This window comes from Micromonospora sp. WMMD712 (assembly GCF_029581295.1).
Taxonomy (GTDB): Bacteria; Actinomycetota; Actinomycetes; order Mycobacteriales; family Micromonosporaceae; genus Micromonospora; species Micromonospora carbonacea.
The window spans coordinates 4,643,679-4,668,480 of the sequence record NZ_CP120743.1; the positions used below are offsets into that span (position 1 = coordinate 4,643,679).

The window sequence follows — 24,802 nt, forward strand, 5'->3', positions numbered from 1 at the left end:
GGGTTTCACAACCGGGCGAGGAACGGATAGACGGCGAAGCCGAGCAGCACGAAGACCAGCAGGGAGCCCGGAATGTCCAGCCGGCTGGTGACGCCCTCGGCGCGGGCCAGGTTGTCGGTGCGGATCTGGTCGCGCAGGGAGTCGGCCCGGCTGCGCAGCGTCTCGTGCACCTGCGCGCCCTCGCTGCCCGACGAGCGCATGATCGCCCCGACGTCGCCCAGCTCCGGGATGCCGATCCGGTCGGCCAGCTCGCGCAGCTCGTCCCACGGCGAGTGCATCTGCATCTGGGCGATCCGCAGCGACTCCCGGATCCGGTCGAACACCCAGCCGTCGCAGACCGCCGCGGCCCGCTCCAGCGCCTGCACCGGGCCGTGCGCGGCCGAGAGCTGCAACGCCACCAGGTCCAGGTAGGTGCAGACCGCCTGGCGGAACTCGTCCCGGGCGGCGTCCGCGCGGGTCAGCACGCTGCGGTGCGCGATCAGGGCGGCGACGAACGCCATGCCGAGGCTGCCCAGCAGCGGCACGGCCAGCGGCACGGACACGCCGCCGAGGAAGAGCACCGCGCCGAGGAAGGTCGGGGTGACCAGCCCCACCAGGGCGGAGAGCAGCAGGGACAGGGCGTACTGCTCGGGGGTGCGGTCGAGCAGGGCGAGCTGCCGGTGCGGCGGGCGCAGCCAGCGGGCGAACCCGCCGATCCAGTCGGGCCCGCGCCCCGTGGCGGCCCGGCCGGTGCCCGGCGGCTGGTGCAGCCGGCGCAGGGCGGGGCCGAGCGCCGGTGCGGCCGGCAGGGCCTCCCGGACCACCAGGAACAGCCCGAGGCCCACCGCCGCCCCGCCGACGACGGCCAGGGTGAGATGCCAGTTGAGGATCATCCGATCGCCTCCGCCGGGTCGGGGGCGGGCAGGAAACGCGCCGGCCGGGGCGGCTGGCTCATCGACCGCACCCAGGCCAGCAGCCCGACGAACGCCGCGCCGAGCACGAACATCACGACCTGCCCGACCGGCGTCCCGTACGGGCGGACGTAGTCGGTGTTGACCAGCCCGTACGCGACGGTCAGCAGGGTCATCCCGGTGAGGAAGCGCACCGCGAAGCGCGGCTGGGTGCGCTTGGCCTCGATCTCCCGCCGGGTGGCGACCTCGGCGGCGGCGGCACCCGCGATCGAGCCGAGCACGTCGCCGAGCCGCTCGCCCCGGTCGGACAGGTGCAGGATCAGCGCCGCGACGACCTGGTCGCACACCGGGTCGCCGATCTCGTCGGCGAACGCGAGCAGCGCCGACTTCGCCAGCCAGCCGGCCTGGAGGCGGGCGGCGAGCAGGCGTACCTCCTCCTGGATCTCCGCCGGAGCGGTGGCCAGCGTGCCGAGGATGGCCTGCTGGAGGCCCTGACCGGTCGACGAGACGTCCTTGAGCCGGCGGGTCCACTCGCCCACGGCCTCGATCCGGGCGATGGCCCGCTGCTCGGCCCGGCCGACGGTGAACAGCCACGGCGCGCCGGGCACCGCCACGGCGACCAGCAGGCCGACCACCGGCAGCCCGGTGAGCAGGAACGCCAGGGCGCCGGCCAGCACCGCCCCGCCGAGCAGGAGCTGGTGGTTGCGCCGCTGCCGGGGCGTGCCGGAGCCCAGCCAGAGCCGGCTCAGCCCACCGCCGGACCCCGCGCCGGGGGCCGGACCGGCCGGTCGGGTGGTGCCGACCAGCGCCACGACGGCGAGCACCAGGCCGGCCACGCACGCCGCGCCGGAGACCACCGCGATCAGCTCGATGTCGGCGGTCACCGGGCCACCACCCGCGCACCGAGCCGGGTGTGCCGGGGCCGCCGCCACGCGCCCGTGCCGGCGTCGATCCACCGGCCCAGCAGCCGGGCGTCGTAGCCCACCCGCAGCAACTGGTCGCGGACGCGTTCCGGGAGGTGCCGGGGGACCGCCCGGCCGTCCGGGCCCGGACCGAAGACCGTGGTGGTGGTGATCCGGCTGCCCTCGCCGACGCCGATGACCTCCTCGACGTGGGAGACGAAGCGGTGCTTGCGCCCGCCGATCGCGGTCTCGTCCTCGACGGTGACGTAGACGATCAGGTCGAGGGCGTTGCCGGCCATCCGGCGGGCCTGGTCGACGGTCATCTCCCGGCCGTGGGAGAGCGCCAGCTCGACGATCCGCTCGCCCACCCCGCCCGGCGACCGGGCGTGGATGGTGCACATCGACCCCCGGCTGGTGGTCATGGCCTGGAGCATCGGCACGATCTCCCGGGACCGCACCTCGCCGACGATGATCCGCAGCACGCCCATCCGCAGCGAGACGGGGATCAGGTCGGCGATGCTCACCTCGCCGGCCGGGCGGCCGTCCAGCCCGCGTTCGCCGTGCCCCTCGCGGGCCTCGAAGCTCATCACCGCCCGGTGCTTGTGCCCTCGGCGGGTGGGCAGCAGCTCCCGGCTCTCCTCCAGCAGCACGTACGGCTCGTCGGCCGGGATCTCGTCCATCAGCGCCCGGATGACGGTGGTCTTGCCGGCCCCGGCCAGGCCGGCGACCATGATGTTCAGCCCGGCCCGCATGGACGCCCGCAGGAAGTCGCGCAGCAGCGGGTCGATCATCTCGTCCAGGTCGCCCCGGCCGCCGGCGATGTCGTCGAGGCTCACCTCGAGGGTGTTGTGCTTGCGGATCACCGCGTACGGGCGGTGGCTGACCAGGAAGACCGCGGCGAGCCGGCTGCCGTCGGGCAACTGGAGGTCCAGGGTCGGCTTCGAGGTGGACAGCGACCGCTCGGTCGCCCCGGCCCGGCGGGCCGCCGCCTGGAGGATCTCCACCAGCTCGTCGTCGCTGTCGGCGATCGGGTCGGCCCAGTCGACCCCGCCGCCGTGCCGGGTGATGCGCACCTGGTCGCAGCCGAGGATGTGCACCTCCTCGATGCTGTCGTCGACCAGCAGCGTCTGGAGCCGCCCCAGGCCGACCAGCTCGGCGGTCACCTGGTCGAGCAGCAGCCGCTCCTCGCCGGCGGCCATCGGGGTGCCGGCCCGGCGCACCGCGTCGGCGTATTCCGCGACCACCACGACGGCGAGCCGGGCCCGCTCGACGTCCTCGGCGTCGGCGTCGAACTCCCGACCGCGCTGCCACAGGGTGAGCCGCTCGCTGAGCTCGCGGCGCAGCTCGCGTACCACCGCGAAGTCGACCCGGGGCCGGGGCGGTGCCGGCGCGACGGGCGGTGCCCCCGCCGGCGGCGCGGACTGCGGGTGGCTGCCCGGCGGGAGGGTCGGCTGGCCGCCGGCCGGCGCGGGGGCGAGCGGCGGCGCGATGGAGGTCGCGGCGGGCTGCCGCGCCACCCGGGGGTCGTGCGACACCGGCTCAAACCGCACCCGGCACCCCCTGGGTGACGGGCCAGGCCAGCCGCGCCCGGCGGCGGTCCAGCAGCGCCCGGACCGGCACCTCCAGGGCGCCGGCCGCGCGCATCAGCGGCCGCCCGGCCCGCAGGGTCCCGCCGAGGGTCAACACCTCCGCGGTACGCGGGTCGTCCGGCAGCCGCGCGATCACCGGCAGCCGCAGCGCCTTGCTGATCTCGCCCCGGCCGTGGCCGTCGCCGACCGGCAGCAGCCGCAGCGTGCCCGGCGGGACCCGGTGCTCGGTGAAGTCCCGCTCGATCGCCCGCACCATGGCCTGCGTGGCGGAGAGGTCGGGCAGCCGCGCCCGGGTGACCAGGAGGACCACGGCGGCGGCGCGCAGGATCGGCCACGGCGGGCCGGCGACCTGGAGCCGGCCGCAGTCGACGAGCACGTCGTACGGGGGGTCGCCGCGCTCCAGGTCGAGGAAGAAGTCGGTGAACCGCTGCCAGAGCGGGGCGACGCTGCCGGCCTGGGCCGGGTCGACGACGCCGGGCAGCAGCAGCCGCTCCCGACGCGGGGCGTCCAGGTCGACCAGTTGCGACCAGAACGCCGTCTCCAGGCTGCCGTCGCGCAGCTCCCCGACGGCCAGCTCGCCGATGCCCCGGGGCCCGTCCAGCGCGCCGCCGAGATAGCCGGCGAGGATCGAGCCGCCGGCCGGGTCGCACTCGGCGAGGATCAGCCGCCGGTGCCAGGTCAGGGCGCAGGCGAGCGCGGACGCGGTGACGCCCGGCGAGCCCTTGGCCGAGACCAGCGCGATGATCGCCATGCTCAGGCCGCCCGGGTCAGCACGACCGCGATCCGGCTCTGGGCGGCGAGCGCCACCACGGCGGGCACGTCGCGGGCGGTGAGCGCGACGTAGACCACGACGCTGCTGGTGCTCGGGGTGGCCGTGTCGATGACGGTCGCCTCGAACCGGGTGCTGGAGGCGGACTGCCCGCCGGAGCTGCGGTCCGGGGTGCTGACCAGCAGCACCCGGTCGCCGGGGTGCAGCCGTTTCGCCGGCACGCGGCCCGGGGCGAGGTCGAGCGCGAGCTGCTGTTGGCCGGGGCCGAGCAGCGGGTCGTCGGTGAGCTGGCCGAGGGTCAGCAGGGTGCCCGGGGTGAGGGCGACGGCCGCCCGCATGCCGACCACGTCGTCGAGCTGGGAGGCCGGCACCGGCCGCAGCCCCTGGCCGCCGGCCACCTGCACGGTGACCAGGTCGTCCGCGCCCAGCGTGCGGCCCACCTCGACGGCGCGGGCGACCGCCAGGTAGCTGCCGGTGGCCCGCACGGAGGTCACCGCGAACGCCGCGCCGAGGCCGCCGAGGGCGATCAGCAGCACGGCGAGGCCGAGCAGGCCGGGCCGGACGCGCCGCTGCCGGACCACCCGGGGCGGTGCGACGGGAGCGTCCACCGGCTGCCCGGCTGCGTTGCGCGTAGCGAGACTCACCGCGTCACCACCTGAAGTTCGTCGATCTGGATCTGGACGGTGCCGCTGGTGCGGGTCTGCGGGATCTCGCCGCTCTGGCCGCCACCGGTCCAGTGGACGGTCCAGTGGGTCGTGGCGAAGATCCGGTACGTGCCGGCCTTCGCGTAGCCGCCGTCGTAGCCGCAGTCCGGCGAGGGGCCGCCGGCCTTCGGGCCCTGCGGGTCGTACGGGGTGCCGGGGCCGTGGCAGGTGACCTTGTCGCCGTTGCCCATGTCCCACACGATGTCGTCGACCTTCGCGGTGATGCTCACCGTGAGGCCCCGGTCGGAGGCCGAGGCCTCCAGGGTGCCGAAGTAGGCCTTGCCGGGGCTCGCCCACATCCACACCGGCAGGCCGACCAGCCCGGGGCCGATGCTCTTGCGGGGCGCGACGGTCGCCCGGGGCGGCAGCAGCGAGATCGAGGCGAGCGCCCGGCGGGCCAGCTCCTCCGGGTCGGGCGGGGTGCCGTAGCCGGGCGGCGGCGCGTCCAGCAGAACCTCGTGCTGGGTGCCGAGGTCGCCACCGTTGCAGGTGGCCGTGTACCACTGCTTGCCCTCGGGCGTGCCCTCCGGCTGCGGCTGCGACAGCTTGTAGTAGCAGCCGTCGCCGTTGTTGAACCAGCCGAGGACGTCGTCGTAGCAGGCGATGACCCTGCCGTTCCACTGGCACGTGCCGCTGCCGCCGCTCGACCCGTCGCCGTCGCCGGGGTCCCCGCCGCCGGGGTTGCCGGGGGTGCCCGGGTCGTCGTCCCAGACGTCGCAGTCGTTCTGGCCGATGGGGCACTCGATGCCGCCCTCGCGGGCCGCCGCGACGGTGGCGGTCGGCGGGGCCGCCGCGACGGCGAGCGCGAGGACCACGCCGATCGCGGCCAGCAGTCGTGCGAGGTGGGTCGTGGCCAGCAGCCGCCCGGGGCGGGGCGCGGAGGGCAGGCCGGGGCGGGGGGCGGGCGGTCGTGCCGGGCGGGCGGCGGAGTCAGCCACGCGGCGGGCCCACCGGGTCAGCACGGCTGGTCCTCGTGGCCGGCACCGTAGTTGATCAGCCACCGGCCGTGGTACCGGGTGGCCGTCGCGGTGGCCAGGTGCCGACCGCCGCCCGAGCCGGGCACCACCCGTTTGGTCTTGGCATCGACCAGCCGGTAGCCGGTGGTGTCCAGGCAGTCCTGGATCTCCACCGTGGCGGGGACGGAGTCCAGGCTCACCGAGGTGACGGTGGGGTCGGAAACGAAAGTTCCGGTACGCACGGCACCGTGCTCCTTAGCTTCGCGAATTGCCAGTCGGACCCTGGTCAACAACGGGTCGGCCAGGAATTTGGCCAGTTCAGGGTGGCGCGGATCGCTGCGTCGGCTCGCCGCCCGTGATGCCGCGAGATATCCGGAATAGGCGGCGAGCGCCGCCTCGCGGGCCGCCCGTTCCTCCGCCGCGGAATGGGTCGCGGTGGCGCTCGGCCCTGCCGTCGCGTGGGGCCGCGCGGCGGCTTCCGGCTTCGCGCCGCAGGCGGCCACCGGTGCGGCGGTCAGGGCCGTGACCAGTAAGATCATCCATCGGCCGGGGCGCCGTGTTCGCAACGCCGTGCCTCCTCGCTGGCGACCCGGGTCGGGGGGTGCACCGACCGTCTCCGGGGCATGCGGCAGTGCGCCCCGGATCGACTCATCCGGGCCTTTCTGTCCACCGCCGTATTTACCTGTGCTGATCTTCCAAGAGCCGTGCACCGATGTCTTCTGTGGCCTCCGACGCCTCATGCTGGGGTTGCGCCGTACTCAAGGGGCGAGCATAAGCTGGCGTCCGGCATTGCAACAGAGGCAATCTGTTCGAATACTCTGAGTGACGAGCGGCGGTGATCGCGGATGGCGGGAGTCGATGTCCTGTGTCGCGCCCCGTTGCTGTACGGTGGCCGCCGTCACAGTGTCGAGGTGCCGACGGCGGTTGGTCCGTTCGGCGCGAATGGCGGCCCGCTCCAGGTGGGTAGGCCCGAATTGCCCCCCGGCCGACGGGGGAACGCCGCCAGTTGGGTGTCCCATTTGGACGCCGACCCGGTGGGGCGGGCGACCGTCGGATTCCGCACCATCCGCTACACGTCGGCAAGCCGAGAGTTACTCACCGTGTCGCCCCGTCCCGGGGTGTCCCGGTCGTGGAGCCGGGCGTGACCGGGGAACGGCTGCGGCGACCGTCCGTCCCGACCCGCGCGCCGGGCCGGCTCTCCCGCGTACGCCTGACGGCCACCCTGGCCGGCACGCCGCTGCTCCGCCTCGCGGTTGCCCGGTACGCCGTACCATCGGGGGAGCCGGACCGGACGGCCTGCCCGCGCTGCGGCACGCCGCTCGGCCTGGACCGGCCCTGGCCCGCGCTCGGCCCCGCGGCGCGGTGCGGCGGCTGCCGGGCCCGGGTCGGCGCACCGCCCGGGACGGTCGAACTCGCCGCCCTGGCGGCCCTGGCGGTGCTCGTGGCGGTGCCCGGCGCGCCGGTCGAACGGGCGGCCCTCGCCTGGTGGCTCTGCTTCGCGGTGCCCCTGGTCGCAATCGACGTGGCCGTGTACCGGCTGCCCGACCGGCTCACCTGGCCGGCCGCCGCCGGAGTCCTGGCCCTCTACGGCGTGGCTGCCGCGACCTCGGCGGGGGTCGCCCCCTGGCTGCGCGCCGCGGTCGCCGGGGTCGGGCTCGCGCTGGCCTTCGCCGCCACCACCCTGCTGCTGGGGCGGCGCGGCTTCGGCCTCGGCGACGCCAAGCTGGCGCTCGGGGTGGGCGCGCTGCTCGGCTGGTACGGCTGGCCCGTGCTCGTCCTCGGCCTGCTGGTGACGTTCACGCTGTCCGCGCTGACCAGCCTGGCGCTGCTGCTGGCCCGCCGGGTCCGCTGGTCCAGCCACCTGCCGTTCGGCCCGTTCCTCGTTCTCGGCGCGGTCGCCGCCCTGCTGCTGGCCCGCTGACCGACCCGCCCCGGGCTACGCCTGCTGCCCGCCGCGCCGCCCTGCCGCGCCCGCTGCCGGCCGCCCTGCCGTGCCCGCTGCCGCGCCGCCCTGTCGTCGCGCTCGCTCCGGTCGTGAGAAGGGGACCCTTCTCTACCGTATGCGTTAACAGGGGGCCCCTCCTTTCACCGGGCGGGCCAGGCGGCGCAGGAGTTCGGCCGCCGGCCGGGCCAGCAGCGGTGCGCCGACGCCGGTGACGAGCGCGCCGAGCAGCAGGCCGGCGAGCACGTCGTGCGGGTAGTGCACCCCGACGAAGACGCGGGAGAACGCGGCGAGCGCGGCCAGCGGGACCGCGTACCAGCCGAGCCGGGGGGAGAGCAGGACGATCGCGGCCGCCAGCGCCCCGGCGATCGTCGAGTGGTTGCTCGGGAAGGACCAGTCGCCCACGGGCGGACACCGTTCGGCGATGATCAACAGATCGGTCGGTACGCGGCAGGGGCGGTCCTGGTCCACGACGGTCTTGAGCAGCTCGCTGCCGCCGTACGCGAGGACCACGGTGACCGGCGCGGCCACGGCGAGGGCCAGGTTGCGTGGCCCGGCACCCAGCTTGGGCAGGGCGGCCGCGACGAGGAGCAGCCCGAGCAGGACGATCGACCACTCGGTGAAGTGCGCGGCGAACCACTGGACCGGCTCGGGCGTGCCGTCGGCGAAGCGGACGACCTCACGGTACAGACCATCGCTGAAGGGTGGAACAGGTGACAAACCAGCGTTGATCATGACCCAGCCTACCAAAAGTTCATCTGCCGTTTACCGGGCCCCGCGCGAGGAAACTGACCGGACCACCGCAGCGCCGGGAGTTGCCGCCGAGCTGCGGCTGGCCGGGGCGACGTTCCCCTGGCGGACCCTCGGCGGTGGGAGCTTCCCGACCCGGGCCCGGAACCGCCGTCCCCACCCGACCGCCACCCCGCCCGGCGGTAAGGAGGGGCCCCTTGTTAACGCATACGGTAGAGAAGGGTCCCCTCCTTACACCTGAGGCGAGCCCGCTTACGCCGGGGGCGGGGACGCTTACGCCGGGGGTGCGGCCGGGCCGGGGACGGGCTGTTGCACCACGCCGGACATCCGCTCGACGACGGCCTCCAGCGCCTCGAAGGCGTACGCCCAGTTGTGGCACTTGAAGCTGCGCAGCCCGTCGATCGGGGTCCGGCAGTCGACGCAGTGCACCCCGGGGATCGCGTCCGGGACCTCGGTGTTGACGTACCGGCGGTCGCCGAGGATCACCCGGGCGATCATCGCGGGGTCGTGCACCCCGTGCAGGGCCGACGAGACGATGTCCAGCCAGGTCATCCGCCGGCCGCACTTCGGGCAGTCCGGCTCGTCGCCGCTGACCCACAGCGGCGCGCCGATGCTGCGCGCGGGCATGCCGAGCAGCTTCTCGATCCGGCGCACGTCGTGTTCGGGGGTGACCCAGCGGTGCCGGCCGGGCAACGAGGCCGGTGAGTCGTACACGGCGCGGAACAGGACCGGATCGACCTCGACGGTCTCCCGCTGGCGGGTCATGGCGACCTCCTCGACCTTGCGGCGTCGGCCCGGCCGACGTCCGCAGCCCACCGTCGCCCGGGTGGTCGACGGACACAACCGGATCAACGACACGGCGGGTCCGTGGGCAGCCGCGCGGGGTGCTAGACATTCAGGGCGCGCTCATTGCGGGTCGTCACGCGGCGGACCCGGACCACTCTCGTGGAGGACACCGTGACCAGCGAGCCGGCACCGACCGCGGCGAGCCCCGGGCCGGCGAACTCCGCGCCGGCGACCCCACCGCCCGCGGCCCCCTCCGCCGCGGGCGTCGAGAGCAGGCCGAACGTCGCCCGGATGTACGACTACTATCTCGGCGGCTGCCACAACTTCGCCGTCGACCGGGCCGCCGCCCGTCAGGTCCTGGAGATCTTCCCCGACACCGGGGTCGCCGCCCAGACCAACCGGGCGTTCCTGCGCCGCGCCGTGCGGTACGCCGCCGAGCGGGGCGTGCGGCAGTTCCTCGACATCGGCGCGGGGCTGCCCACCCAGGGCAACGTGCACGAGGTGGTGCAGGCGGTGGCCCCCGACTCCCGGGTCGTCTACGTCGACTACGACGAGGTCGCCGTCGCGTACGCCCGGCGGTTGCTCGGGGATGCGGCCCGCACGGTCGTCGTCGAGGGTGACCTGCGGCGGCCCGACGAGCTGCTCGCCCACCCCGACGTGACGGCGTCGATCGACTTCACCCGGCCGGTCGCGGTCCTGTTGGTGGCGGTGCTGCACTTCGTGCCCGACGCGGAGGATCCCTACGCGGCCGTCGCCCGGCTGCGCGACGCCACCGCCCCCGGCAGTCAGCTCCTGCTGTCCCACCTGACCCTCGACGGCGCGCCGCCGGTGCCCGCCCAGCAGGGCCGCGCCGTCTACCAGCAGAGCACCGCGCCGCTGGTGCCCCGCACCCGCGCCGACATCCTGCGCTTCTTCGACGGGTACGAGCTGGTGGAGCCGGGCCTGTCCTGGCTTGCCGACTGGCGTCCGGACGGCGAGCCGCGGGCGGGGGTGTCGCACGGCTTCGGTGGGGTGGGCCTCCGCCGCTGAGCCGCCCGGCCGGGCCGCAGGGCTGCCCCCTCCGGAGGAGGGTGGGGCCCGGCTGGTCGTCGGGCCCCACCCGGGTCCCCTACAGGTCCCCGGGGCAGACGGTGTGGTTGATGGTCGAGTAGGCGGTGCGGATGCCGTACTGGAAGTCGTCGAGACAGTTGCCGTAGACGACCATCCCGACCTGCACGGTCTTGCTGGCGTCGGAGTAGTAGGTGATGGTGATGCTCTCGTTGTCCTTGGGGTACGGGAGGGCGTGGGCGGGGCTGGCCACGACCGCCGTGGTGCCGGCGACCGTCAGCAGGGTGGCCACCACGGCGTTCCGCACGAGCTTCTTCACTGAGGCACCTCTCGATCGAACGAGCTGGATGCGTAGATGATAGTCGCCTGTCGATCAATGGCGAAGGTGTGGCGGCGGTGGCTATCGTGCGACCATGCCGACGACGGACGAGCCGTGACCGGGCGGGCCGTGACCGGGCGGGGCGCCGCCGCGGGCCACGGCGGGGCAGCGGCGGACCAGGTGCCATGAGCGACCCAGACGACGGAGCACGCCTGGCCGGGGCCCTGTCCGACCGGCTCGCCGCCCTCACCTTCGTCGACCTCACCACCGAGCGGGTGACCGAGCTGCTCGTCGACACGATCGCCGACTGGGGCGCGGCGCAGGGGTGGCGGGTCTACCGCCGGGCGGCCAGCGTCATGCCGCTGCCGCCGCCGATGTCCGGGCAACGGTCGGTCGTGGACGTCGCGTGTGCCCGGCCGGCCGCGCCGCCGGTGGTGATCGAGGTCGACCACACCGACCGGCGTCGTACGGTCGAGAAGCTGTGCGCCGAAGCCGCCGCCGGGCGGGTGCCCATCTGGGTGCGCTGGGGTTCCCGTGGCTTCGCCGCACCGCCGGAGCCGGTGCGGATGGTCACCCTCACCGTCGCCGCACGGCGCGCGGAGGCGGGCGTACGCCTGCACTCCCGCCAGCCGGCGAGGCAGCTCCCGCCGCCGGAGCACCACGTCGAGCCGATCACCGCCGGCGCGCCGGATCCCCTCTTCGGCCCCGCGAACGCGAGCTGAGCCGGCCACCTGCCTGAGCCGGTCGCGTCGCCTGGTCGAGGCTGCCCCTGGTCGGGTCGTGTCCCCTGGTCAGGCCGCGCCTCGGTCGACCATGCTGAACGTCGTGCCGACCGGGGCGTCGCCGAGGACCTCCACGTAGATCTTCTTCCGGCTGGGGCTCCACTGCACCACCCCGTACTTCTCGCTGACGATGGCGTAGGAGGTGCGTCCCTTGTCGTCCTTGCCCTCGCGGGAGATCCCGAACAGGGTGGCGTCGGTCGGCTGGCAGTCGGTGCCCACCAGGGACGCGTACCCCGCCGAGTCGATCTTGACGCCGAGGCACGGCTGGTGCGCGATGTCCGGGTTCAGCGACCGGATCAGGTAGTCGACGCCGACCGGTTCGAGCACGAAGAGGGCGTCCCGGCCGGTGCCGTCCCCGACGTGGACCTTGCCGTCGTACGGCAGCGAGAGGTCACGGTCGATCTCCACGACGTGCAGCAGGATGCGTCGCTGCCCGGCCAGCATGGCCCGGGTGCGGTCGGCCTCGGCGGACGACGGCGACCCGCTCGGCGTACCCGAGGCGGGTGTCGGCGTGGTGGAGGCCGGGCCGGTCGTCGCCGGCCCGCCGACCGAGGTCGACCCGGTGGGGCCCGGCTCGGACGGGCCCAGCAGGCGCGGGCCGAACAGGAAGGCGGGCACCAGCACCGCGCTCACCGCCGCGGTCACGCCCAGCCCGGTGAGCCCCCGACGCCGCGTCGAGCCCGTGCGGCCGGTCGTGCCCGCCCCCGACGGCGCGGACCCCTCGCCCCGGTCGCCGCCGGCCGCGTGGGGCGCGCCCGCCGCCGACGCCACGCCCGGGGCGGCCGTGGGCGGCGCGCTCCGGACGCCCGCCCCGCCCCCCTGGCCCGCCGCAGTCAGCAACCCGTCGAGCAGTTCCCGGGCGGTGGGCCGGGCGGCGGGGTCCTTCTCCAGCGCCCGGGAGACCAGCTCCCGCAGCGGCCCGTCGAGGCCCGCCAGGTCCGGGGGCTGGGTGAGGATCCGCATCGCGATGGAGGTGGCGGAGTCGCCCCCGAACGGGTTGCGGCCGGTGGCCGCGTGGGCGACCAGGGCGCCCCAGGCGAAGATGTCGGCGGCCGGGCCGGCCGGCTGGCCGGACGAGGTGTCCAACCGCTCCGGGGCCATGTACGACACCGTCCCGACCATCTGGTTGGTCCGGGTGTGCTGGCTGGTCGCCTCGAACGCGCGGGCGATGCCGAAGTCGATGACCCGGATCCCGCCCGGCGCGACCAGGACGTTCGCCGGCTTCAGGTCGCGGTGGATCACCCCGGCGCCGTGGATCGCGGTGAGCGCCGTGGCCACCCCGACCGCGATGCTGTGCAGTCGCGCCGCGCCCAGCGGCCCGTCCTCCCGGAGCAACTGGGCCAGGCTGGGACCCTCGACGTACTCCACCACCAGGTATGGCGGGTCGTGGTCCGGGTCGGCGTCCAGGACCTCGGCGGTGCAGAACGGCGGGACCTGCCGGGCCCGGTTCACCTCGCTGCGGAACCGGGCCCGGAACTCGTCGTCGTGCGAGAGCTCCGGGCGGACGACCTTGACCGCCACCCGCCGCCCCTGCGGCGAACGGGCGAGGAAGACGCTGCCCATGCCGCCGTCGCCGAGCCGGCCGAGCAGCTCGTACCCACCGAGCCGGGCCGGGTCGCCGGGCCGCAGCCCGTCGTTCACGCCGGATGCCCGCAGGCCGCGACCACTGCGCGAACCATCTTGCCAACCACCCGTTCTCCTCAGGCCGCTCGGACGCCACCCGAAGCCTAGCTGCCGCCCCACCCAGCCCCGCCGATGCCGTCCGGCGGCAGGCGGGCCGCAGGGCTGGGGCGACGGGGGAGCGGCCGGCAGGCGCCGTCCCGCCCGCCGCGCCCCGGCCGGCCGGTGCCCCCGCCCAAGGCGGGCCGCCCGGTGCGCCCGCCGCGCCCCGGCCGTCCGCCGTGCCCGGCGACGCGGTCCGGTGTACGGCGGACCAACGGGCGGCCTGGCCGGGGCGTCTCCGGCCGCGCCCGTGCTCAGGCCCGGCGGCCGCGGTTGGCCTGCTCGAAGATGTCGAGCAGGTCCAGCAGCGTCCTGCGCTGCTGGTCGGTGAAGGCCGGGTCGCGCCGGACCGCCTCGCGGGCGCTCACCCGGGGCCCGCTGTCCTCGTCGGTAGAGGCGACCGGCGGGGCCGGCGTGCGGCCGGCGAGCCGGTGCGCCTCGGTGAGGTCGATGTCGAGGGCCTCCGCGAGGGCGTTGACGACGCGGGCGGTGGGCGGTCGCCTGCCGGCCTGGAGACGGTCGACCGTCGTGCGGGCGACGCCGGTCCGGGCGCGTAGCTCCTCGTCCGTCCAACCGCGTGCGCCCTGCTCGGTGCGCACGCGCCACCAGAAGTCGTACGCTACGCCCCTTTCGGGCCCCTGAGTCACGTGCATGTTGTAGCACGAGTGCATGATCCGGACATAGCCCCGGCGAGGGCAGCCCAGCTCAGCGCCGCATCGCGCCTCCTGCCTCGTGGCGTTTTGCGGCGGGAGTGTGCGTCGGGTAGCATCGCGTAACGCACGGATGCGCTGCTATTCGATGCAAGGTGGTCTCCGATGGCGGAGCTGGACGCCGACCGTTTCCTGACCGTCCAAGAGGTCGCGGACATCCTCCGGGTCTCCCGGTGGAGCGTCGGGCGCTACATCGGGGCCGGAGCGCTGGAGGCGATCAAGAGCGACGGGCCGAATGGCAGCGTCCGCATTCCGCTCCGGAGCCTCCGCGCCTACATCGAGGCCCACACCATCACAATCGCGAAAGGGGGGCGCGGTGAGTCACCCCGTGCCGGCGAGGGCGCCGATCCGGCGCGCCGCCCGGATGCCCCTCACGGCTGACGGCCGTCCCGACCCGCAGTGCAGTGCCGCCCCCGACCGGTCGGGTCGGAGGCGGCACTGCACGATGTGCGATCGGTGGCCGACTATCTTGTGCCCAGTCGGAAGTTTTCGCACTTCAGTGCGTACTTGCAAGAGTGCCGCGTCGTTATTGCACCGTCCTCGTTGGATGCTGAGAATGGTGCGGGACCGGCATGCGCCGGCCCCGCACCAGGAACGGCTACCCCTGATCGTTGAGCTTTGCGAGTGCGGCGATCAGGCGTAGCAGATGGGCGGTGGCCCTGGCTGCGTCAGCAGGGCCACCGTTGCCCCGGGCCTCCAGCACTACTGCTGCAAGCTCGGACACGGCGGCCAGCGCCTCCACTGCCCGGACCGTGTCGCCCCGGGGTGCTGGCTGCCTCCCGGGCCGAGCGGGGATTGTTTCGTCGGGGCCGTCAGGCACCATTTCTTCTTCGGACACCGGTGACCCGAAGGAGTCCACGCACTCCCCTCGCGTTCGACTCAACGCTCAGCAGGGGCGGGAGTGACGGACATGGTGGCGGAAACGCGGGCGCGGTCCCGGGAGCAGCCGGTCACCGTGACTATTGCCTCACCGTATTGCCACACGGCCTGTACGTTGACATTTGGGCCGGACTCTGCGTTCCACCACCACAAAACCCCCCGAATTGCGTGTAGCGGACACGCTTGATGAAATGCAGCGGGAAGCTTCTAGCTGACTGCAATTTGCAGCATGCAAAGTAGTGTGACATTGCCCACGACCGAAGGTGGCGGTAGTCGGGCCCGGGCGAGGCGCACGCGGTGTGCTGCCGTCCGCCTGACCACGATCGATCCCGAATCGGGATTCAAGGTTCCGGTACGTAGGCAGCCCTACATCTGGTCGCGGCGCAGTTGCAGGGCGGGGTGGCGTGGTGGGGCGAATCTGAGGGTGCGGTAGAGGCGTTCGCCGCCCGGGGTGGCGTTGAGGTCGACCACGCTGACGGTGGTGTCGTCGGCGAACCAGTGGAGGAGGGCGGTCAGGCAGTCTCGGGCGTGGCCGCGTCCGCGGGCGTGGGGCAGGGTGCTGATGTTGAAGACGTGACCGCGCAGGCCGCCCGGATTGCCGGGGCCTGGCGCGTGGCGGTCGCAGAGGCCGGCGGCGTTGCTGACGATGCCGTGCTCGGGGTCTTCGATCACGAATGCGGCGAACGTCTGCGGGTCGCTCAGCGAACGGGTGAACCAGTCCAGGGCGGCGGCCCGCCATGGCGCGGTGGCGTCGCCGACGGGTGCCCCCATCGCCTCCAGCATGGTGACGCGAAGTCGCACCAGCGCAGCCGCGTCGCCGGGGACGGCCCTACGTGGTCGTGCCATTCCTCGCCTTACTCCCTCCAGCATCGAGGCCGCTGCAAATCTCCTCGACATCCGAGGGCAGCCGTGGGGCCGGGCAGAACTGTTCGTTCCGGCTGACCGGCCAGGATGGACCACCATCTTCCTCCGACAGCCGCCCGCGTTGCTTCAGCCGGACGAAGGTCGGGCACCCGGTTGCTCCTCCGAGTCCCGGGCCGGGCGCAGTCCTGAAGGCCCCGGCCTCGGAGCACTGCGGCTAGTGGCCGATGTCGAGGACGATCTCGCCGTGCACCCGTTCCTCATTCGGCGCCTGGATGGTGGTGCCGGCATCCTTCCAGTTGTCGCGCCTGGCGATGTGCGGTGTCAGCGTGTGGTCCATGACCCGCGCGGCCAACCACGCCAGGCCGGCGGCGACGCGACGCGCCCATGCTGCTCTCACCGAGCGGGATGCTCGCGGGTGCTCGCAAGCCAAGCCAGTGCCCGACAATACTCGCGCAAAGGGCGGCGGCATGAAGTGATGTCGGGCTGACTTGCCAGCTGAACGGTGGGCCGCCTGGGACTCGAACCCAGAACCTAAGGATTAAAAGTCCTCAGCTCTGCCATTGAGCTAACGGCCCGCTGAGCCACAGGTTACCCGAATGCCTCTCCCGGGTCGGGTCCGCCTGCGGGAAGCTCCTCCGGTCCCGGGGTGTGGCCGGACGCGCTGGAAGCCACATCCGGATGCAGCCCCGATGTGCCGACTGCCCGCAGCGGCTCGCGGGTCGGGCGGCCGTGATGTCGCCGTACGGTCAGCGCTGCGACCAGTTCGACCTGGCCTACGGGGGCCGCTCGTCCCCGGCTGGCGCTCGCGCCGGCCGGGTGGCGCTCCCGGCTGCGCGGCGGTGGGTGGCCCGTCGGCTCCGCTCGTTGCTCGCCCTCGCCGCAGGGGTGCCGCCTTCGGAAACTTTCAAGCCCGGTGCCCGATAGTTTCCGGCTTCCGGAGCGCATCCAATTGACGAACTTCCATGTCAGGGCGTAGCGTCCAGCTAGAAACGTTTCTGGACGAAGCTCTGACCCGGCTCTACATCCCCACGCGAGGAAACAGAGCGATCCGGGACGGCGCGTCACCCGGGCGCGGAACGACACTGCGGTCGTAAGCCGCCGATGGGCGGCCACCGTGCCGGTCCTCGGCGACGACACGATCGTCCCGACCGACGGCAGCGAGGGCTTCACGGCACCTGTTTCGTCGGCAAGCCGGCACCGGCCCGCCCCCAGCGAGCAGCGGTCCACCGGCCGTGCCGGCAGTTTCGTCGACCCCCGAGAAAGGTCCCCATGAGGAACAAACGTCTCGCGATCTGGGCAACGATCGCTCTCCTCGTCTTCGGAGGCGTCGGGACCGGTGCCCTGGTGGCGCCGGTCTACGGTGCGACCACCGTGGCCGGGGACGGTTCACCCGGCCTGGCCGCCGGCGGCTGCGTCGCGGAGCCTGCCCCGAGCGGTGCGACGAGGAGCCCGCTCTACACCGTCACGGCGGACGCCGCGCCGCTGTTCGTCGAGAAGATGACCAAGTACGCCCCCGAGATGCAGGTGCACTATGCGCACTGCTCCATGGCGGGCGCGGGCACGGCCGCGTTCTCGGTCACCGTCGCCGAGGGCTTCAGCTCGTACACCGTCAGCCCCAAGAGCCGGAAGCTCGCCGTCGCCCGCAGCGGCAACACCATCACCTTCAACAGCGGCCCGAACTACCTGATCGTCCAGTTCGACTCCAAGGAACTGCTGTTCGTCCTGATCGACGCACCCGAGACGGACGCGCCCCAGCTGGGGGACGCCGACGTCAAGAACCTCGCCGACTACGGCGTCGACAACACCGGGGCGACGCTGGTCACGGCCAAGATCCAGAGCGCCATCAATGCCGCGTCCGGCGCGACCCGCAACATCCTGTACGTGCCGCCGGGCCGGTACCAGGTCGGTGAGCTGTGGATGAAGAGCAACATGACCCTGTACCTGGCAGCCGGTGCGGTCCTCTACGGCTCGAACCAGAAGGCGGACTTCAACACCGGCAGCGGTGGGGTGAACATCGAGGGCATGCAGCACGCCTCCCTCCGGATGTACCAGGTGAGGAACGCCAAGCTGCTGGGTCGTGGCGTCATCGACGGCAACGGGAAGTACCTGCGGGCCCAGGGCATCAATCTGGCCGTGCTGAAGATCGAGGAGAGTGCCGACATCCTGGTCGACGGCGTCACCGTCCGCGACTCCAGCTACTGGAACACGCTCGTCTACCGCAGTGACAGGGTCACCATCAAGAACTACAAACTGATCAACTGCCGGCCCACGACGGGGTACAACAACACCGACGGTGTGGACTTCGACGAGTCGACCAACAGCCTGCTGTCGAACGCGTTCCTCTACACGGGCGACGACAACATGGCGACCAAGAACGAGTTCGCCAGCGGCACGGTCAACACCAGGAACGTCATCCACGAGCACGTCGTCTGCTACAGCAACTCCGCCTGCGCGAAGATCGGCACCAAGACCGAAGGCACCTCGATGGACGGGATCGTCTTCCGCGACATCGACGTGGTGAAGGCGGGGCGCTCGATGGTGATCGACGCGGTCGACACCGCCGTCGTCTCGAACACCCGGTGGGAGGACGTCAGGGTCGAGCAGACCGACAGCCTGATCGACCTCCAGGAGGATCGGCCGCCGTCCTGGCGGACGGTGAAGAACACCTCGACCATCCGGAACGCCTACTTCACGAACGTGTCCTCCGACGTGAAGAAGGTCGTCAACCTGCACGGGAAGTCGTCGACCGTCAACATCAGCGGCGTGCACTTCAGCAACTTCACCGTCCAGGGCAAGCCGGTCACCAGCCAGACCGACTCGGACGCGACCTGGAACATCAACGCCTACGTCTCGAACATCACCTTCTCCACCGCGCCCCCGACCACCCCGCCGCCCACGACCCCGCCCCCGACCACTCCTCCCCCGACGACCCCGCCTCCGACCACTCCTCCCCCGACGACCCCGCCACCGGGCCAGTCCGGGGCCTGCGAGGTGGGCTACACGATGAACTCCTGGAACGACGGGTTCACCGCCAGCATCCGCATCACCAACCGTGGCAACTCGGCGATCAACGGTTGGACCCTGACGTTCACCCTGCCCAACGGACAGGCCCTCACCAACGGCTGGAACGCCACGTACACCGGTTCCAGCGGTCAGATCTCCGCACGCAACGTCTCGTACAACGGGGCATTGGCGGCGGGCGACTCCACTGAGATCGGCTTCCAGGCCACCCACACCGGCAATACCGGCAAGCCCGGCTCCTTCGCCCTGAACGGCGTCAGCTGCGCCATCTCCTGACGCCGGCATCGAACCGGCCGGTGTGGCCGCGCCTGTCTCGGGCGCGGCCACACCGGCCGACCACGCAGAGCATCCGTCCTCCGGTTCGCCCGTCTGCCCGGCGCGGCCCACCGTCGGGTACGGCGACTCGGTCGGGGTGCTGGTTGGGGACGGGGTCGGGCCGGTCGGTGTGGGACCGCCGGACCCGGTCAGTTTCCCGAGGAGCCGAGCTGTCGCGCCTCGGCGATCGCCGCCTCGACATGCTGCCGGGCGGTGCCGGTGCGCTGGACCACCAGGACCAGAACCTGCCTGATGCCGTCGAGGGACTGGAGCAGCGGACCGGGCTGCCCACCCTGAAGGATCATCGCAACGAGCTGCTGTGCCTCACCGACCTGGGCGATGACGCCGGCCGTGACGTCGCGCGCGCTACCCACCGCGGCCTGAACAGGGCCCAACCCGGCGATCGTCTCCTGCGAGGTGGCCTCGCGCGGCACCGCCGCAGTCGCCTTCGCCGCCTCCCCGATCGAAGCGGAAACACTGCCCAGGCCGCCCTGAACCGCCGCGATGGCGCTGCCGACCCGCGTCAGCCCCGCCGCCACCGCGACGAAACCGGCACCCGCAGCCCGCAACGCCACCTCCTGCGCCTGATCACGGGCAGCAGCCACCAGACCCTGCGCACGCTCGACACCCAGCGAAAGCGCACGCAACTCACCGGCGATCCTCTCGATGTGCGACACGAAGCCGACTCCCCGATCAAAGACAGAAACCGCATTCGACCCGAAACTACCGGCACGCCACCACGACCACCAGCCGCCGCCGGTGGACCGGCAGACGCTCCCCGTCTCCGACGCGAATGGACTCACCGTGCTGGACCGCGATCTCGCCCTGACGGGCGTCGCGTTGATCGTGCCGTAGCGGGGGGTGCAGGCGAAGCGGGAGCGGTTGGAGAGTCCGGCAGCCTCATCAGCAGACCTGCGCAGGCATCCTCCTGGCTGTGGTGCCGGTTGCCGTCGTCGGCAGAGGGACGGCTTCTCTCGGTCGGAACAGGGCCTCGTCTCGCCGTGCTGGCGACAGGACGGGGCGGGTAGCTTCCGGCGGGGTCCGGCTGGCCACGCCTGCCGGAGGGCCGCCAGCGTCCGGAGTATTCCGGGATCGGTGTCTCCGGGCGAGTCGCTGCATCGAGAGCGCTGGAAGGGAGTGTGCGCTGCCGGCCGTGGCCGGCAGCGCACACGTAACGCAATCGCCGTAACTGCGTTAAGTAGTCAAAGCTTTCAGAACGTCATCGAGTTGATCAGCAGGTCCATGACGTGCGCCCCAGTGGAAGCGACCCACTTATACCAGAACGATGAATACACTAGGACTGTCTCCGTCTCGGGCATGTGCAAAGCGAAGTTATGTGCTAACTCCGAGTGAAGTGCCGATAGCTTGGTGGCGATGCCTGCGATGGCCAGCGCTATCAGCGTTGGTTCGATCATGAGGGTGGACGTTATCGCCTCAGGGGGCGGTAAGTCGATCCGTTGGAGGCGGTCGATCGCCTGTCCGAAATGACTGCATGGCCCTGTTTGTGCAGGATGCCTTATTGCTTGATTCGTGGGTCTCTGTTGAGAAATAGATGAGAATCTGCTGCTTTGCGGCGCTTGCTGAGGGCTCGGAGCTGTTGACTGAATGCGTTAGGCTGATCGAAACCTGAAACGCCTAACGTCTATGTGAATCCTGATTCGGGGGGCGCGTGTGGAGGATCAGGTAGTCCTTGCTGTCGCCACGGCGTTGTCGACCAAGGGGGCGGAGGCGCTCGCGGCCGGTGCCCGCAGCGCGATCGGCTCGCTGTTCCAACTGGTCCGCGCCCGGTTCGGGGCGGAAACGCAGGAGTCGGCTGTTCTTGATGCCGCGATCGAGCATCCGCAGGAGCGTTGGCGACAGGCCGCGCTCGCCTCGGCTCTGGCTGACGTGATGGCCCGGGATCCCGACTTCGCCGCTGCCCTCGACGAAGAGTGGCGCAGGCTGTCGCGGGCGGGCGTCGTCGCTGTTCAGGGCCAGGTGGTGAACCACTTCAGCGGGACGGCCGGGAAGGTCGTCCAGGCGCGTGACGTGCAGGGAGACATCATTTTCTAGGCCTGCCCTCAATGGGTCTTCGGCGAGTCGTATGGGGGCGCGGCGATTGGGAACGGAATTCCGCGGGGCCGGGGAAGCGGTAACGTCCGCCACGTCCAACGAGCAGTCGGGTCACGTGTCCGGATCCAGCATCCAGGCCGGCGTGATTCACGGGGGTGTGCATTTCAACGGCGTTCCCGCCGATCGTTTTCCGATTCCCCGGCAACTGCCTGCCCCGTCGCGGAATTTCACCGCCCGGCTGAGTGAGTTGTCAGCACTGGACAGCCTGCTCGCTGAGGGCGCAAACAGCATCGCCGTGCTGTGCGGGCCCGGCGGCGTGGGTAAGTCGGCGCTGGCGAGACAGTGGGCCCACGGCAATCGGGATCGGTTCGTGGATGGTCAGCTCCATGCCGACCTGCGGGGGTTCAGCGGCGACCGGCCGCTGGATCCGGGGGTGGCGCTGGGCGCCTTCCTCCGGGCCCTCGGGGTGGCGCCGGACCGCATCCCCGTGGACCTGGCCGAGCAGGTCGCCCTCTACCGTTCGGTGACCGCGGACAGGTCGCTGCTGGTGCTGCTCGACGACGCGTTCTCGGCGGGCCAGGTCAGGCACCTGCTGCCGGCCTCGACGTCCGCGGTGGTGGTGGTGACCAGCCGGCGTCGGTTGACCGGGTTGCTGCCCGACGGGGCCTGCATGCTCGACGTGGGTCCGTTGCCGGCCGAGCAGGCGGTGGAGCTGCTGGGGCGGGCGGTGGGCCCGGAGCGGATCCTGCGGGAGTCCGGGCCGGCCGGGGAGTTGGCGGGGCTCTGCGGCGGGCTGCCCATCGCGCTCGTCGTGGCGGCCGGCCTGCTTGCCTTCCGTCCCAAGCTGACGGTGCGACGGATTGTCGCCGAGCTGGCCGACGAGGCGCAGCGGCTGGCCCGGCTCTCGACGGTGGACGGTTCGCCGATCAGGGCGATGTTCCAGTGCTCGTACCAGGCGCTGACGCCGGAGGCGTCGGTGTTGTACCGCAGGCTGGCCCTGCACCCGGGGACGGAGTTCGGGGTGGACCTGGTCGCGGCGGTGGCCGGCGCGGGGGCCGGCGGCGCGGCCCGGGCGGCGGCGCTGGTGGGTGAGCTGCTGGACGCGAGCCTGCTGGACGAGGTGTCCGAGGACCGCTTCCGGCTCCACGACATCCTTCGGCTCTGCGCCCGCGAGGTCGCGGAGCAGCACGAACCGGAGGCCGACCGACAGGCGGTGGTACGCACGATGCTGGAGTTCTACCTCGCCGCCGCGCGCCGGGCGGACCTGGTGGTGACCCCCTACCGGCGGCGGCTGCCGTACACCTTCCTGCGGCCCCTGGAGGGGCCGCCCGAGTTCGCCGACCGCGCCGCCGCCCTCGCCTGGCTGGAGCGGGAGCGGGGCAACCTGATGGAGGCGGGCCGGGTCGCCTTCGGCCTGGGGCACCACGAGCTGGCCTGGCAGCTCAGCGACGTGATGTGGCCCCTGCTCCTCTACGTGAAGAACTACCGGGACCGGCTGGAAATCGATGATCTTGGTGTTCGGGCGGCCCGCGCCTGGGGAAACGTGTGGGCCGAGGCGGACATGCTCAAGCGGCTGGCGCGGGCCCGCAGCCGGGTCGGCGCGTACGACGAGGCCGAGCAGCACGGGCGGGCGGCGGTCGACCGGTACCGCCAGGCGGGTGACGCCCAGGGGGTCGTCGACGCCGAGGAGGGCCTGGCCACCCTCTACGCCGACACCGGCCAGGAAGAACAGGCGGCGGAGGCGTACGCCCGGGTGCTCGCCGGGCGGCGGGCGCTGCCGGACGCGCGGAGCGTGGGCCTGTCCTGCCTCAACCTGGGCATGCTGCTCACCCGGACCGGTCGACCCGCCGACGCACTACCGCTGTTGACGGAGGCCGGGGAGATCTTCGCCGGGCTGTCCGACGTCGACCCGTACAACGCCGTGCGGGTGCTGTCCGGGCTGGCCGACGCCCACCTCGGCCTCGGTGACCTGGCCGCCGCAGAGCGCTGCGCCGCCGAGGCGGTGCGCCGGATGGCCGACCTCGGGTCGGACAACGAGCGGGCAGAGGCGGTGGTGCTGCTCGGCCGCATCGCGCGGCGGCGCGGCGACGACGAGGCCGCACGGCAGCACTACCGGGAGGCCGCCGACGTCTTCGAGCGGCTCGCCTCTCCCCGGTTGCCCGCGGTGCTCCGCCTGCTCGACGAGGCGGGCGGCGGCGCGGGCGAGGCGTAGCGCGTCCGGTGCGGTCCGTCGGTGGTGGAGGGTTCCGGCGGCCCAGCGGGTGTGCAGCAGCCGGGCCGCCGCGGCGAGCAGCCCGACGGTCAGCCGGCCGGGCGGGGCCATCCGGCCGAGATCCAGCGGCGGGCCGTTGCGTACGCCGACGGTGACGTCGCCCGCCGGGGTGCCGACGACGGCGAGGGCGATCCCGGGGTAGGCCGTGAGCAGGCTCGCGCCGACCCGGGTCGGATCGCCGCCGGTGACGGTCACCACGACGTCGGCGAGCCGTGCCGCGCGGGGCGGCAGCGGGCCATCCGGCGGCAGCGCGACGACGACGGGCTCGGCTGCGGCGCTCATGCCCGGCCGTCCAGCGGCACCGGCATCGGCACCGGGGCGGTCTGCCGGTGCCGGCCCGGCTCGGCAAGCTCGAGCAGCCGGTACATGGTGCGCCGCAACAGCACGCCGGCCTCCCCCGGCCGGGCGGTCAGCGCGGCCATCACCGCCTGCGGGTCGACCGTCGCGGCCGGGGCGAGCTGGGGTGGCAGCGGCCGGTGCGGGTCCAGGTGGGTCGCGTTGGTGGCGAGCAGATGCTGGGCCGTGCCTGCGGCGGGCATCGACCGGGGTGCGGGCAGCAGCAGGGTCGGGCGTCCGATGGCGGCGGCGTAGGCGGTGACCGAGCCGTGGTCGCCGATGACGTGGTCGGCGGCGACCACCGGGCCGCGCCAGTCGACGGTCGGATCGGGTAGCAGCAGGCCGCCGTCGCGGCAGTCCCGGAGCCAGGCGCGGATCTGACGGTGCCCGTGCGCGTCCCACACCGCCGGGTGCAGGAGAGCGGCGATCCGGTACCGCTGCTCCGGCAGCTGAGTCATCAACTGGGGTAGCAGGTCCGGCCAGCGTCCGAAGACGCCGTCCCGACCCCAGGTGGAGGAGACGACGACGAGTTCCTGCCGGTCGTCCAGCCCCAGTTCCCGGCGGTAGTCCCGGCGGTGGGGGAGGCTGGCGACGAGCCGGTCGACGCAGGGGTCGCCGACGACCACCGCGGCCTCGACCGCCTCGGGGCACTGCCGGCGCAGCACCTCCAGTTCGCCGTCGTGGGAGAGGGCGAGGGCCGTCGGGAGCACCCGCCCGCCATGGGTCAGCCGCTGCGCGTCGAGGCCGTACACGGGCGGCTCCGCGAGCACCGGTCCGCCGAACGGCGCGGGGCGCACCCGTTTGCTGTGCCCCGCCCCGTGGGCCATCACCAGCAGGGGGGCGTGCAACTGGTGCAGCCCGCCGTAGGCGGCGGCGAGGCCGAGGTCGAACCGCTCCCGGACGGCCTGGTGCCAGGGCACCACGAGGGCGCCGAGCCGGTCGAGGAACCGCCGCACGTACGGGTTGAAGACGTCCGGCGCCACCGTGAAGACCAGTTGCACCCGGGGGTCGCTCTCGACGAGCTCGATCACGTCCAGCAGCCGCTGGCAGCTCGTGATGGTGTGGGCGACGACGAGCACCGTACGGCAGCCGGATCGGCTCACCCAGCGACTCGCGTCGATTCCGATCGGGCTGGCCGACCATTCCAATGACGTCATTTGCTTCCCCTCCGGCGCGCTGTCTGGACGGGAATCAG

At 72.9% G+C, this 24,802-nt stretch carries 23 protein-coding genes, 1 tRNA gene and 2 pseudogenes; 8 read left to right on the plus strand and 18 right to left on the minus strand.

Going from position 1 to position 24,802, the window contains the following annotated elements; genetic code table 11:
- Positions 1-5: 5 nt before the first annotated feature.
- The 7 genes from O7633_RS20170 to O7633_RS20200 all read right to left on the minus strand — a co-directional run bounded on the left by O7633_RS20170 (position 6) and on the right by O7633_RS20200 (position 6,349).
- On the minus strand, positions 6-869 hold the full coding sequence (locus O7633_RS20170) for a type II secretion system F family protein (protein ID WP_278136301.1): 864 nt from the start codon (positions 867-869) through the stop codon (positions 6-8).
- Positions 869-1,774: a type II secretion system F family protein gene (locus O7633_RS20175; RefSeq protein WP_278130734.1), complete on the minus strand. Its 906-nt coding sequence runs from the start codon at positions 1,772-1,774 to the stop codon at positions 869-871. The genes O7633_RS20170 and O7633_RS20175 overlap by 1 nt, the downstream gene beginning before the upstream one ends.
- Positions 1,771-3,342: a CpaF/VirB11 family protein gene (locus O7633_RS20180; RefSeq protein ID WP_282323523.1), complete on the minus strand. Its 1,572-nt coding sequence runs from the start codon at positions 3,340-3,342 to the stop codon at positions 1,771-1,773. Before O7633_RS20180 ends, O7633_RS20175 begins: the two co-directional genes overlap by 4 nt.
- The gene (locus tag O7633_RS20185) at positions 3,332-4,132 is read right to left on the minus strand and encodes a hypothetical protein (protein ID WP_043961256.1); all 801 of its coding nucleotides are present in this window, start codon (positions 4,130-4,132) and stop codon (positions 3,332-3,334) included. Before O7633_RS20185 ends, O7633_RS20180 begins: the two co-directional genes overlap by 11 nt.
- A gap of 2 nt (positions 4,133-4,134) precedes the next feature.
- Positions 4,135-4,794 (minus strand): SAF domain-containing protein, encoded by a 660-nt coding sequence (locus tag O7633_RS20190; protein ID WP_282323524.1) that lies wholly within the window; start codon positions 4,792-4,794, stop codon positions 4,135-4,137.
- A complete protein-coding gene (locus O7633_RS20195) occupies positions 4,791-5,711 on the minus strand; it encodes a hypothetical protein (RefSeq protein ID WP_282328601.1) in 921 nt (306 codons plus the stop codon). Before O7633_RS20195 ends, O7633_RS20190 begins: the two co-directional genes overlap by 4 nt.
- 98 nt (positions 5,712-5,809) lie before the next feature.
- Positions 5,810-6,349, minus strand: a complete 540-nt coding sequence (locus tag O7633_RS20200; RefSeq protein ID WP_282323525.1) for a hypothetical protein — start codon at positions 6,347-6,349, stop codon at positions 5,810-5,812.
- A gap of 671 nt (positions 6,350-7,020) precedes the next feature.
- On the opposite strand from O7633_RS20200, the gene O7633_RS20205 reads away from it, so the two are divergent.
- The gene (locus O7633_RS20205; RefSeq protein ID WP_282328602.1) at positions 7,021-7,731 is read left to right on the plus strand and encodes an A24 family peptidase; all 711 of its coding nucleotides are present in this window, start codon (positions 7,021-7,023) and stop codon (positions 7,729-7,731) included.
- A 144-nt stretch (positions 7,732-7,875) separates the two neighbouring features.
- On the opposite strand, the gene O7633_RS20210 is transcribed toward O7633_RS20205, so the two are convergent.
- Both O7633_RS20210 and O7633_RS20215 read right to left on the minus strand, forming a co-directional pair.
- Positions 7,876-8,487 (minus strand): phosphatase PAP2 family protein, encoded by a 612-nt coding sequence (locus tag O7633_RS20210; RefSeq protein WP_074475548.1) that lies wholly within the window; start codon positions 8,485-8,487, stop codon positions 7,876-7,878.
- 288 nt (positions 8,488-8,775) lie between these two features.
- Positions 8,776-9,267: a hypothetical protein gene (locus tag O7633_RS20215; protein WP_282323526.1), complete on the minus strand. Its 492-nt coding sequence runs from the start codon at positions 9,265-9,267 to the stop codon at positions 8,776-8,778.
- A gap of 192 nt (positions 9,268-9,459) precedes the next feature.
- Here O7633_RS20215 and O7633_RS20220 point away from each other — a divergent pair, with 192 nt between their 5' ends.
- The gene (locus O7633_RS20220) at positions 9,460-10,317 is read left to right on the plus strand and encodes an SAM-dependent methyltransferase (protein ID WP_282323527.1); all 858 of its coding nucleotides are present in this window, start codon (positions 9,460-9,462) and stop codon (positions 10,315-10,317) included.
- A 79-nt stretch (positions 10,318-10,396) separates the two neighbouring features.
- Here the strand turns inward: O7633_RS20220 and O7633_RS20225 are convergent, their stop codons facing one another.
- Positions 10,397-10,654 (minus strand): hypothetical protein, encoded by a 258-nt coding sequence (locus O7633_RS20225; protein ID WP_278130745.1) that lies wholly within the window; start codon positions 10,652-10,654, stop codon positions 10,397-10,399.
- Between the two features lie 185 nt (positions 10,655-10,839).
- Between O7633_RS20225 and O7633_RS20230 the strand changes: the two genes are divergently transcribed.
- Positions 10,840-11,376 (plus strand): hypothetical protein, encoded by a 537-nt coding sequence (locus O7633_RS20230; RefSeq protein WP_282323529.1) that lies wholly within the window; start codon positions 10,840-10,842, stop codon positions 11,374-11,376.
- Positions 11,377-11,445: 69 nt separating this feature from the next.
- Here O7633_RS20230 and O7633_RS20235 read toward each other — a convergent pair whose 3' ends face one another.
- The gene (locus O7633_RS20235; RefSeq protein WP_282323530.1) at positions 11,446-13,077 is read right to left on the minus strand and encodes a serine/threonine-protein kinase; all 1,632 of its coding nucleotides are present in this window, start codon (positions 13,075-13,077) and stop codon (positions 11,446-11,448) included.
- A gap of 335 nt (positions 13,078-13,412) precedes the next feature.
- The gene (locus tag O7633_RS20240; protein ID WP_282323531.1) at positions 13,413-13,805 is read right to left on the minus strand and encodes a helix-turn-helix transcriptional regulator; all 393 of its coding nucleotides are present in this window, start codon (positions 13,803-13,805) and stop codon (positions 13,413-13,415) included.
- A gap of 168 nt (positions 13,806-13,973) precedes the next feature.
- On the opposite strand from O7633_RS20240, the gene O7633_RS20245 reads away from it, so the two are divergent.
- Positions 13,974-14,249, plus strand: coding sequence for a helix-turn-helix domain-containing protein (locus tag O7633_RS20245; RefSeq protein ID WP_282323532.1), 276 nt, complete (start codon positions 13,974-13,976; stop codon positions 14,247-14,249).
- Between the two features lie 864 nt (positions 14,250-15,113).
- Here O7633_RS20245 and O7633_RS20250 read toward each other — a convergent pair.
- The 3 genes from O7633_RS20250 to O7633_RS20260 all read right to left on the minus strand — a co-directional run bounded on the left by O7633_RS20250 (position 15,114) and on the right by O7633_RS20260 (position 16,186).
- Positions 15,114-15,593, minus strand: coding sequence for a GNAT family N-acetyltransferase (locus O7633_RS20250; RefSeq protein WP_282323534.1), 480 nt, complete (start codon positions 15,591-15,593; stop codon positions 15,114-15,116).
- Positions 15,594-15,825: 232 nt separating this feature from the next.
- Positions 15,826-16,008: a hypothetical protein gene (locus O7633_RS20255; protein WP_282323535.1), complete on the minus strand. Its 183-nt coding sequence runs from the start codon at positions 16,006-16,008 to the stop codon at positions 15,826-15,828.
- Positions 16,009-16,114: 106 nt separating this feature from the next.
- A tRNA-Lys gene (locus O7633_RS20260) sits at positions 16,115-16,186 on the minus strand.
- A 970-nt stretch (positions 16,187-17,156) separates the two neighbouring features.
- On the opposite strand from O7633_RS20260, the pseudogene O7633_RS20265 reads away from it, so the two are divergent.
- A pseudogene (locus tag O7633_RS20265) lies at positions 17,157-18,407 on the plus strand (glycosyl hydrolase family 28 protein); the annotation flags it as partial.
- A gap of 72 nt (positions 18,408-18,479) precedes the next feature.
- Positions 18,480-18,908: pseudogene (locus O7633_RS20270) on the plus strand (cellulose binding domain-containing protein); the annotation flags it as partial.
- Between the two features lie 188 nt (positions 18,909-19,096).
- Here O7633_RS20270 and O7633_RS20275 read toward each other — a convergent pair.
- Together O7633_RS20275 and O7633_RS20280 are read right to left on the minus strand one after the other, a co-directional pair.
- Positions 19,097-19,624 carry a DUF6244 family protein gene (locus tag O7633_RS20275; RefSeq protein ID WP_282323536.1) on the minus strand — a complete coding sequence of 176 codons (528 nt, stop codon included), beginning with the start codon at positions 19,622-19,624 and terminating at the stop codon, positions 19,097-19,099.
- Between the two features lie 534 nt (positions 19,625-20,158).
- A complete protein-coding gene (locus tag O7633_RS20280) occupies positions 20,159-20,362 on the minus strand; it encodes a hypothetical protein (RefSeq protein WP_278130822.1) in 204 nt (67 codons plus the stop codon).
- 256 nt (positions 20,363-20,618) lie between these two features.
- Between O7633_RS20280 and O7633_RS20285 the strand changes: the two genes are divergently transcribed.
- Together O7633_RS20285 and O7633_RS20290 are read left to right on the plus strand one after the other, a co-directional pair.
- The gene (locus O7633_RS20285; RefSeq protein WP_178062903.1) at positions 20,619-20,999 is read left to right on the plus strand and encodes a hypothetical protein; all 381 of its coding nucleotides are present in this window, start codon (positions 20,619-20,621) and stop codon (positions 20,997-20,999) included.
- Positions 21,000-21,369: 370 nt separating this feature from the next.
- Positions 21,370-23,211 (plus strand): tetratricopeptide repeat protein, encoded by a 1,842-nt coding sequence (locus tag O7633_RS20290; protein WP_282323537.1) that lies wholly within the window; start codon positions 21,370-21,372, stop codon positions 23,209-23,211.
- 338 nt (positions 23,212-23,549) lie between these two features.
- On the opposite strand, the gene O7633_RS20295 is transcribed toward O7633_RS20290, so the two are convergent.
- Positions 23,550-24,710: a hypothetical protein gene (locus O7633_RS20295; protein ID WP_282323538.1), complete on the minus strand. Its 1,161-nt coding sequence runs from the start codon at positions 24,708-24,710 to the stop codon at positions 23,550-23,552.
- Positions 24,711-24,802 lie beyond the last annotated feature (92 nt).

Coding starts and splice junctions, on each gene's coding strand:
- O7633_RS20185 (WP_043961256.1), bottom strand. CDS start 4,132: ATGGCGATCATCGCGCTGGTCTCGGCCAAGGGCTCGCCGGGCGTCACC.
- O7633_RS20230 (WP_282323529.1), top strand. CDS start 10,840: ATGAGCGACCCAGACGACGGAGCACGCCTGGCCGGGGCCCTGTCCGAC.
- O7633_RS20280 (WP_278130822.1), bottom strand. CDS start 20,362: ATGATCGAACCAACGCTGATAGCGCTGGCCATCGCAGGCATCGCCACC.
- O7633_RS20245 (WP_282323532.1), top strand. CDS start 13,974: ATGGCGGAGCTGGACGCCGACCGTTTCCTGACCGTCCAAGAGGTCGCG.
- O7633_RS20215 (WP_282323526.1), bottom strand. CDS start 9,267: ATGACCCGCCAGCGGGAGACCGTCGAGGTCGATCCGGTCCTGTTCCGC.
- O7633_RS20250 (WP_282323534.1), bottom strand. CDS start 15,593: ATGGCACGACCACGTAGGGCCGTCCCCGGCGACGCGGCTGCGCTGGTG.
- O7633_RS20200 (WP_282323525.1), bottom strand. CDS start 6,349: ATGATCTTACTGGTCACGGCCCTGACCGCCGCACCGGTGGCCGCCTGC.
- O7633_RS20210 (WP_074475548.1), bottom strand. CDS start 8,487: ATGATCAACGCTGGTTTGTCACCTGTTCCACCCTTCAGCGATGGTCTG.